4 protein-coding genes are annotated in these 10,295 nt (G+C 62.7%); 1 reads left to right on the top strand and 3 read right to left on the bottom strand.

From position 1 onward, the window contains the following. Positions 1-459: 459 nt before the first annotated feature. Genes HP499_RS15260 through HP499_RS15250 form a run of 3 tightly spaced genes read right to left on the bottom strand, consistent with a single transcriptional unit; the run spans position 460 to position 8,022 of the window. Positions 460-4,140, bottom strand: a complete 3,681-nt coding sequence (locus HP499_RS15260; RefSeq protein ID WP_172325055.1) for a 1,4-alpha-glucan branching enzyme — start codon at positions 4,138-4,140, stop codon at positions 460-462. Position 4,141: 1 nt separating this feature from the next. Continuing rightward, a complete protein-coding gene (gene treS, locus HP499_RS15255) occupies positions 4,142-5,938 on the bottom strand; it encodes a maltose alpha-D-glucosyltransferase (RefSeq protein WP_172325053.1) in 1,797 nt (598 codons plus the stop codon). Then, complete coding sequence (locus tag HP499_RS15250; RefSeq protein WP_172325057.1) at positions 5,938-8,022, bottom strand: maltotransferase domain-containing protein; 2,085 nt, start codon at positions 8,020-8,022, stop codon at positions 5,938-5,940. The genes treS and HP499_RS15250 overlap by 1 nt, the downstream gene beginning before the upstream one ends. A 125-nt stretch (positions 8,023-8,147) precedes the next feature. On the opposite strand from HP499_RS15250, the gene glgP reads away from it, so the two are divergent. After that, on the top strand, positions 8,148-10,295 hold a 2,148-nt coding region (glgP, locus tag HP499_RS15245; protein ID WP_309138399.1), incomplete at its 3' end, for an alpha-glucan family phosphorylase.

The raw sequence follows: 10,295 nt of genomic DNA, 5'->3' as shown, positions 1-10,295 counted from the left end.
TTCGAAACCAGCTGAAAACCAGACCACCACACACGGGGGTGCGCAACGATCCAGCCATAATTTCAACCAATCAATAAAACAATCGGTATCAACAAACTTGGCACACTATTGAGTTCTCAAACAACAGGTCACTATTCCGAAGCAGTACCACCAGCCTTCGCTGGATCGCTCCGGAGCAACTTTTCAAACTTACACGCTGCCTGCCTCCGGGTCAAATCGGCGATCTTGACTTGATTTTCCTTGCGGTTTTTTGTCAGTTTCACCGTCCTCCACTGGGGAGCAGCGCGGGTACTAACTATACCCCTACTTCCCCGGGATGGCAAAACCCCTCAACGACACGCTGCCTCTACCGGGAAAAATCGCCGGAAACACGGGGAAGAACGGCCAAGAGGGCCCGGAAGCCGAAGCTCCGGACCCTCTGAGACCCACCTGGTATCCAGGCGGATCGGATTTAGCGCACTAGCCTGCCGGAGTGAACCAGGAAGCCCCCAGTGGGGGAAGAGTCACCGTCAACGCTGCGGGCTGTCCATCCGTCCCGGGCGTCGAGGCCTTCAGCGCTCCGGCGTTGACCACTCCCGAACCGCCATACGTTTCAGAGTCGGTGTTCAGGACTTCTGTCCACTCCCCCGCGGAGGGAACTCCCAGGATGTAGTCCTTGTGCGGACCGCCCGAGAAGTTCACTGCACAAACCAGCGGCTTGCCGTCGTGACCCCATCGGATGAAAGTCAGGACGTTGTGATCGGCGTCAGCACCGTTGATCCACTGGAAGCCACCGGCTTCGTTGTCCCGCTGGTACAGGGCCGGCGTGGACGTGTAGAGCTCGTTGAGGTCCTTGACCAGAAGCTGCAGGCCACGGTGCGCAGGAATGTCCGCGAGGAACCAATCCAGTCCATACTGCTCGGACCATTCTGCTTCCTGTCCGAACTCGGTGCCCATGAAGATGAGCTGCTTGCCGGGGTGGGCCCACTGGTATGCAAAAAAGGCGCGGAGGTTGGCCAATTGCTGCCACCGGTCTCCGGGCATCTTCCGGAGCATGGAGCCCTTGCCGTGAACTACTTCATCATGGCTGATGGGCAGCAGGAAGTTCTCCGTGAAGGCGTAGACCATGGAGAACGTGATGGTCCCGTGGTGCCACTTCCGGTTGATGGGGTCTTCGGAAATGTACTTCAGGGAGTCGTGCATCCACCCCATGTTCCATTTCAGTCCGAAGCCGAGGCCACCGTGGTTGGTGGGAGCGGTAACGCCGGGGAATGCCGTTGATTCCTCGGCAATAATGATGGCTCCAGGGTGGGACTTGTAGACCGTGGCGTTGACTTCCTGCATGAAGGAGATCGCCTCGAGGTTTTCGCGGCCGCCAAACTTGTTGGGCCTCCACTGTCCTTCTTCGCGGGAGTAGTCCAGGTAAATCATGGAAGCCACTGCGTCCACCCGCAGGCCATCAATGTGGAATTCTTCCAGCCAATACAGCGCGTTGGCCACCAGGAAGTTGCGGACCTCGCTGCGCCCGAAGTCGAAGATCAGGGTTCCCCAGTCCGGGTGTTCACCCAAAGCCGGGTCAGAGTGCTCGTACAACGGCTGGCCGTCGAACTGCGCCAGGGCCCAGGCGTCCTTGGGGAAGTGTGCAGGGACCCAGTCCAGGAGGACGCCGATTCCGGCCTGGTGAAGTGAATCCACCAAGTACCGGAACTCGTCCGGGTGACCGAACCGCGAGGTGGGTGCAAAGTAGGACGTTACTTGGTAGCCCCACGACCCACCGAAGGGGTGCTCTGCCACCGGCATGAACTCAACGTGGGAGAACCCAAGCCACTTCACATAGTCCACGAGCTCCTTGGCCAGTTCCTTGTAGCCAAGTCCCAGCCGCCAGGAGCCCAGGTGGACTTCGTAGACGCTCATGGGCGAGTTGTGAGGGTCCTTAGCGGCGCGTGCATTCATCCATTCCGCGTCCTTGAACCGGTAACTGGCGTCCACAACCCGCGAGGCAGTCAGTGGCGGAACCTCCGTGCCAAAGGCCAACGGGTCAGCCTTTTCAATCCACTGTCCGGATTTTGTGAGGATCTCGTATTTGTAGCACGCCCCTGCTACAACCCCGGGGATGAACAGTTCCCAGACGCCGGAAGAACCCAGGGAACGCATACCGTGCGAACGGCCATCCCAGCCGTTGAAGTCGCCCTTCACGCGGACGGCCTGGGCGTTGGGAGCCCACACGGCAAAGGAAACTCCATCCACTTCGCTCAGTGCAGAGCGGTAATGCTGGACGTGCGCCCCGAGGACATCCCAAAGCCGCTCGTGCCGGCCTTCACCGATCAGGTGCAGGTCCACCTCACCTACGGTAGGCAGGTAGTGGTAGGGGTCATCGATGGTGACGGGTTCGACGTCGTACACCACTTCCAAACGGTAGTCCGGCACGTGGCCGGCCTGCACCGGTTCCAGGACTGCGGTCCAGACGCCATGGGCCTCATGGGCCATTTCCGTGCGGCCGGCTTCGGTCACCACCGCGACGGATTTGGCGAGGTGTTTCACCGTGCGGATGGTGACGTGGCCATGATCGTCCAAGTGCGCGCCGAGCACCGAATGCGGCGCGTGGTAAGCGCCGGCGGCCACGCGTTCCAAGGTCTCGGAGTCCACGTGCAGGGGAACTCGGGGCCGTTCGGTGCGTGCTGAGCCAGTCATGTCAATACCTTCCGCTGTAGCTGCCGCATGCTTGCCGCGGCTTGTGTTGTCGAGGATTCGTCGCGATGCATTCACCGGAATCGACAGCCAGTCGGGCCGGTTCCGTAACTCGTAAACAACCTCGTATAAGGCCTTGTCCAGCCACAATGCCACAAAGAGCGGCGAGCGGCGGTCAATGGTTCCGGGGGTGACGTCGCTGTACCCCTCAAGGAACGCGGCAGCGCAGTCATCCACCCAGGTTTCGGGAACTTCGGCGTGGACATTCTCGCGCGTGGCGGCACCGGCGGCGTAGTCGAACGAACGCAACATGCCAGTGACGTCACGGAGGGGAAGGTCCGGATTGTTGCGCTCGTCAATGGTGCGCAGCGGCTCTCCTTCGAAGTCCAGAATGGCCCACCGCCCCGCCTGCCTGCCGTCGCCGTGTCCGGATCCACTAGCGGGAACCAACAGGATCTGCCCCAGGTGGAGGTCGCCGTGGACACGCTGCAACTGCCCCACATCTGCGGGATCCAGCGCCGCCAGCAGTGCGTCAAGGTTCTCGTCATAGGGCCCGACGGCGGATGCGGCCTCTGCCCACGACTGACGGACACGCCGGGCTACAGTGGCGATGATGTCCGGTCCCTGCTCCTGCCCGTCATGGGTACCGAACGTTTCAGCCAGCCTGGCGTGAACAGTCGCAGTAGCGGCCCCGAGCCCCCGTGCCTCGGCGGTGAAATCCTTACCGGCCGCGGCTGCTTCCACCGCCAAGCGCCAAGCGTCCAATCCACCGAGCAGGAATTCATGGGCCACCGTGAGTTCGCCCGTGGCAGGCACTGATCCTTGCCCCTTCCATGAACCGGTGATCCAGCCGAGCGTGGCCGGAACCTCGCTGGTCCCCGCGGCGGTCAGAGCTGCGCCAAGTTCAACTTCGGGGTTCTTCCCGGCCGCCAGCACCCGGAAGATCTTCAGGATGGCGGCAGAGTGGCCGTCGTCGATAATGACCGAAGTGTTGGACTGCTCCCCGGACAGGACTTTTACGGAAGTGGGAGTCTTCGGAAGTGCCACGCGGCCACGCGTGAGGTGCCCCTGGGCTCCGCCCGCCGCTTCCTGGGCAGGAACAGTTCCTTCGCTCCGCATGAGCTCCAGCCAGGCAGTGACGAAGTCTGAATCGTAGGCGGCGTCGTACACCAGGCGGAGCCCGGAGTTGTCCGTGAACTCGCCCAGCAACGCCGTGGGAGCGTCCACCAACGGCTGGCTCCGGTAGCTCAACGGAACCTGCACCACATCAGTCCGGGGACCGCCGTCGGCCGTCCGGTAGGTCACCGCCAGCAGCACCACCTCAAAGGCGGCCTCGCCAGTGGCACCAGGCAGGCTGAAGCCGCCCACCTGCTCCAGCGCAAAGTCGGGGCTCTTGACCGGGAACCAGCGCTTGCCTGGCAGCCAGGTCCGGAGAAGTCCTTCAACGGAGGGGTTCAAGTTGTCCTTGCTCATCTCATCCTTTGGAGGTCACCACGGGAATCGCCTGGGTAAAAGGCGACGAGGGATTGGAAAAAGCCGAGCGCACCCGCAGCCAGTAGAAGCTGTGGCTGCCCAGCATCACGGTCAGGTGACCGTTGTCGCCGACGGCCGGAAAGGGCTGGCCGCCGAAAATATCGCGCAGGCCACGGCCCGCGAATTCAGGGATGTCCAACGTTGCCGCCACAGGGTGCTGGGAGAGGTTGAAGACGCACAGAATGGTTTCGGCGTCCTCGCCCTCGGGATTGCCCGCTGGCAATTCCCGCACATACGCCAGCACCACCTCGTGGTCGGCTTCGATGTGCCGGAAATTGCCCAAGCCAAACACCGGATGGTTCTTCCGGACACTGAGGATCTGGCGGGTCCAGCGCAGCAATGAACCGGAGTGCGCGGCCTCGGCCTCAACGTTGGCCATGCTGTAGTTGTAAACCAGCGACTGGATGACCGGCAGGTAGAGCTTGCCCGGGTCTGCCCCGGAGAAGCCCGCGTTACGGTCCGGGTTCCACTGCATCGGCGTGCGGACGGCATCGCGGTCGTCGAGCCAGATGTTGTCTCCCATGCCGATCTCGTCCCCGTAGTACAGGAAGGGGCTGCCAGGCAGGGAAAGAAGCAGGGCATTGATGAGCTCGATCTCGGAACGGGAGTTATCCAGCAGCGGTGCCAGCCTCCGCCGGATGCCGATGTTCGCCCTCATCCGGGGATCCGGGGCATACCAGCCCAGCATTGCGGCACGCTCCTCGGCCGGCACCATCTCCAGCGTGAGTTCGTCATGGTTGCGCAGGAAAGTTCCCCATTGGGCACCCTTGGGGATTTCCGGGGTCTCCCGCAGGGTCTCAATGATGGGAGCGGCCTTCTGGTCCCGCAAGGCGTAGTAGAGCCGCGGCATGATGGGGAAATGGAACGCCATATGGCATTCGGGCGCTTCCTCCGTGCCGAAATACTCCACCACTTCATGCGGGGGCTGGTTGGCCTCGGCAATGATCACCCTGCCGGGATAGTTCGCATCCACCATCCGGCGAAGATCCTGCAGGAACGTGTGGGTTGCCGGCAGATTCTCGCAGTTGGTGCCATCTTCCTCAAACAGGTAGGGAATGGCGTCCGCCCGGAAGCCATCGATTCCCTGATCCAGCCAGAACCGGATCACGTCATAGAGGGCTTCGATGACCTTGGGGTTCTCAAAATTCAGGTCAGGCTGGTGGCTGAAAAAGCGGTGCCAGAAGAATTGGCGACGGATGGGATCGAACGTCCAGTTGGATTCTTCCGTGTCAACGAAAATGATGCGGGCATCCTGGTATTTCTCGTCAGTATCGCTCCACACGTAGAAATCTCCGTAGGGACCAGTAGGGTCCTTGCGTGACTCCTGGAACCACGGGTGCTGGTCCGAGGTGTGGTTCAGCGGAAGGTCGATAATGACCCGCACGCCGCGGGCATGTGCCTCGGCTACCAAGCGCTTGAAGTCGCTGATGGTGCCAAACTCGTCCAGCACGGACGTGTAGTCCGCGATGTCGTAGCCGCCATCGCGCAACGGGGAGTGGAAGAACGGGGGCAGCCAGAGGCAGTCAACGCCCAGCCACTGGAGGTAGTCCAGCTTCTCGATCAGTCCATGGAAATCGCCGGAACCATCCCCGTTGGCATCCGCAAAGGCCCGCACCAGTACCTCGTAGAAGACTGCCTTCCGGTACCAGTGTGGATCATGCTGGAGACCGGGGGCGTTCAGCTCGAAGGTGTTCTTCGGAGTGAAGTACTGGCTCGGGTTCTGCGGAGAAAAACTCACTAAGGCTGCCTCCGGATGCTCAGGATGTGCGCCGGTTCAACATGGGCATCCAAGCGCACGTAGTTGTGCTCGCCCCACTCCCAGCTCTGGCCGCTGATCAGGTCATCCACCCGGAACCGGCCGTCCTCGTTGAGGTCACTTGGATCCAGTTGCAGGGCTGCGAGGTTCAGGGAGACCGTGCTTTCACGGGTGCTGTGCGGATCCACGTTGATGACCATGATCAAGGTGTCCTTGGTGCCATCCGGCAACGTCTTGTGCTTGGAGTACACGATCGTGGCGTCATCGGTGCTGCTGTGGAGCGTCAGGTTCTGCAGGTCGCCCAGCGCCACGTGCTTCTTGCGGATGGTGTTCAGCCTGGTGATGTACGGCGCCAGGGTGCGTCCCGATTCGGCTGCGCCTTCCCAGTCCCTGGCCTTGTACTCATACTTTTCGTTGTCGATGTACTCCTCGGCGCCCGGACGGGCCACGTGCTCGTAGAGCTCGTACCCTGCATAGACACCCCAGAGCGGGCTGGCCGTTGCAGCCAGTGCGGCCCGGATGCGGAAGGCCGCAGGACCGCCATACTGCAGGTACTCGGTGAGGATGTCCGGCGTGTTCACAAAGAAGTTCGGCCGGAAGAATGCTGCGGTTTCGTGGCTGACCTCGTGGAAGTACTGCTCCAGCTCGGTCTTGGTGTTCCGCCACGTGAAGTAGGTGTAGGACTGCTGGAACCCTGCGCGGCCCAAGGCATGCATCATTGGCGGGCGTGTGAAGGCTTCCGCCAGGAAGACCACCTCGGGGTTCTTTTTGTTGATCTTGCCGATCAGCCATTCCCAGAACCACACGGGCTTGGTGTGTGGATTGTCCACGCGGAAAACCTTGACTCCGTGGCTGATCCACAGCTGGACGATCCGCAGGATCTCCTTGGACAAGCCTGCCGGGTCATTGTCGAAGTTCAGGGGATAAATATCCTGGTACTTCTTCGGCGGGTTCTCGGCATAGGCGATGGACCCGTCCACCCGTGTGGTGAACCATTCCGGGTTGGACGTCACCCAAGGGTGGTCCGGAGCTGCCTGCAGGGCAAGGTCCAAAGCAACTTCGAGACCCAGCTCGTTGGCGCGTGCCACGAAGGCGTCGAAGTCCTCAAAAGTACCCAGCTCCGGGTGGATGGCGTCATGGCCGCCGTCCTTGGAACCAATGGCCCAGGGCGAACCCGGATCCTGCGGCCCCGGCGTCAGCGTGTTGTTGCGCCCCTTGCGGTGCTGGAAACCGATCGGGTGGATGGGCGGCAGGTAGATGATGTCGAAGCCCATCTCCGCCACGGCGTCGAGCCTTTTCGCCGCCGTGCGGAAATTGCCGGACGTCCACACTCCGGTGGAGTGATCCAGCACAGCACCCTCCGAGCGGGGGAAGAATTCATACCAAGAGCCACGGCCCGCGAGGTCGCGCTCAACCTGCAACGGGAAACGTTCGGATACGGTCACCAGTTCGCGGATCGGAACGCGTCCGACGGCGGCCAGCACCTCCGGGCTGAAACCGGCACCAAGGCGTTCCTCTGCAGTCTTGGAGGTATCGGCCAGCACCACTGAGGCGGCACGCAAGGTGCGCTTCTCCACAGCGCTGCGCCCGGCGTCGTCGGCGGCTTCTGCCAGGAGGGCAGCGCCCTCGGCGAGCATCAACTCGACATCGATGCCGGCCCCTACCTTGACCTCCGCGTTGTGGTGCCAGGTGCCGTAGCGATCATGCCAGGCCTCGATGACGAAGGACCAGGCGCCGGTGCCGGTGGGCGTGATCATGCCCTCCCAGCGGTCCAGGCCTTTCCACTGCTCCCCTTGGGCCGGGGCCAGGCGTACACGCTGACGCTCTTTGCCCCTGGGATCGAGCAGCACAGCGGACACGCCAAGCTGGTCATGGCCTTCCCGGAAGACCGTGGCGCCGACCACCAGGTCCTCCCCTGGCAAGGCCTTCGCCGGGAAACGGCCACCCTCAACCACCGGCTGCACGGCCGTGATGGGGAACCTGCCGAAGCGGAGTCCCTCGGTGATGTCCGTAGTCGTCTTGGATTTCAGGGCGGTGATGGTTCGCGCAGTTTTCGTCACAACCACGACGTTAGCGACAAAAATCACAGAATGCTAAGCAAACGACCTATCTCCTCGACGCAAGATGACTTTTACCTAAAAGAAACCCAATCCAGTTCCGGCTGCCATGTGAGTCCGTTAGTGTGGCGCTCGTGAAGGCTATTCGAAGGTTTACAGTCCGTACCGTCCTCCCCGAGCCCATCCGGCCCTTGGCCCGATTGGCGACCAATCTGCGCTGGTCCTGGCACCGGCCCACACGGGAACTTTTCGCGAGCCTGAACCCGGCTCTCTGGGAGGCCTCGCAGCACGACCCCATTGCCCTTCTGGGGTCCATCAGCCGCGAACAACTGCAGGACCTCGCAAACGACGGCGAACTGGTGAACCGCGTCCAGGAAGCCGCCTCGGATTTGGATCGCTACCTCAGCGAACCGCGCTGGTACCAAGGCCTCGGCGAAGACGCTCCCGCCTGCATCGCCTACTTCTCCCCCGAATTCGGCATCACCGAGGTTCTGCCCCAGTACTCCGGCGGCCTCGGCATCCTCGCCGGCGACCACCTCAAAGCCGCGTCCGACCTCGGCGTCCCGCTGATCGGCGTCGGGCTCCTCTACCAGGCAGGCTACTTCAAGCAGTCCCTGTCCCGCGACGCCTGGCAGCAGGAAACCTACCCGGTGCTTGACCCCGACGGCCTGCCTCTCACGCTTCTTCGCCACCCCGGCAAGGACGGCATGCCCGGCAAGCCCGTCCACATCTCCCTCCCGCTGCCCAACGGCCGCGAGCTCCACGCGCACGTCTGGCGTGCCGACGTCGGACGCGTTCCGCTGCTGCTGCTGGACTCCAACGTTCCCTCCAACGACGAAGCCGCCCGCGGCATTACGGACCGCCTGTACGGCGGCGGAGGCGACCACCGGCTCCAGCAGGAACTCCTTCTGGGCATGGGCGGCGTCAAGGCCCTCCGCGTCTACCAGGAGCTCACCGGCACACCCGCGCCGGAAGTTTTCCACACCAATGAAGGCCACGCAGGATTCCTCGGCATTGAACGCATCCAGGAAGCGATGTCCGATCCCGCCGTGCCCCTCAGCTGGGACGAGGCCCTCGCAGCCGGACGCGCGTCAACCGTCTTCACGACGCACACGCCCGTCCCCGCAGGCATCGACCGCTTCGAGACCGTCCAGATCAAGCATTTCTTCGAAGCCGGACTGGCACCCGCCGTGCCCACCGACCGGATCCTGGAACTGGGCCGGGAAAACTTCGACGGCGGCAACCCCTCCGTCTTCAACATGGCGGTGATGGGTTTGCGCCTGGCGCAACGTGCCAACGGCGTGGCCAAACTTCACGGCGTAGTGTCCCGCGAAATGTTCGCCGGGCTGTGGCCAGGATTTGACCACTCTGAAATCCCCATCACGTCCGTCACCAACGGCGTCCACGTCCCCACCTGGGTGGATCCCCGCATCTCCACCCTGGCCCGCACCCAGTTCGGCGCGGAAGCCGAAGCGTTGGGCCGCTGGGACCTTGCCTACAACGTCAGCGACGAAGACGTCTGGGCATTGCGCCGGGAGCTGCGCGCCCAGCTCATCGAGGACGTCCGACGCCGGCTCCGGGCTTCCTGGAAGAAGCGCGGCGCGGCCGACGCCGAACTCGGCTGGACAGACTCCGTGCTGGACCCGGACGTGCTCACCATTGGCTTTGCACGCCGCGTACCCACCTACAAGCGGCTCACCCTCATGCTGCGCGATCCCGCACGCCTGAAGGCACTGCTGCTGGATCCCAAACACCCCATCCAACTTGTCATCGCCGGCAAATCGCATCCCGCAGACGACGCCGGCAAGAAAATGATCCAGGACCTGGTCCGCTTCACCGACGATCCCGAAGTCCGGCACAGGATTGTGTTCCTGCCCAACTACGACATCGCCATGGCACGAACCCTGTTCCCGGGCTGCGACGTGTGGCTCAACAACCCGCTCCGTCCGCTGGAAGCCTGCGGCACCTCCGGCATGAAAGCGGCCATCAACGGCTCGCTCAACCTCTCCGTCCTGGACGGCTGGTGGGATGAAATGTTCGACGGCGAAAACGGCTGGGCAATACCCACGGCCAACAACGGCGCATCAGCCGACGAACGCGATGACATCGAAGCGTCCGCACTGTACGAGTTGCTCGAAAACCAGGTTGCCCCGCGCTTCTACGGCACCACGGTGGCCCAAGGCGCCGGAGCTGCAGGACCGTCCGAGTCCAGCCGCGAAACCGTGCCCACGCACTGGGTATCCATGATCAAGCACACCCTCGCGAACCTGGGCCCCGCCGTT

This window comes from Paenarthrobacter sp. CM16, assembly GCF_013179505.1.
In the GTDB taxonomy this organism is placed as follows: domain Bacteria; phylum Actinomycetota; class Actinomycetes; order Actinomycetales; family Micrococcaceae; genus Arthrobacter.
This window is presented reverse-complemented; position numbering and strand designations above follow the sequence as displayed.

What these genes read in the sequence shown, in the direction of transcription:
- HP499_RS15260 (WP_172325055.1), bottom strand. Translation starts at nt 4,140, where the DNA reads ATGAGCAAGGACAACTTGAACCCCTCCGTTGAAGGACTTCTCCGGACC.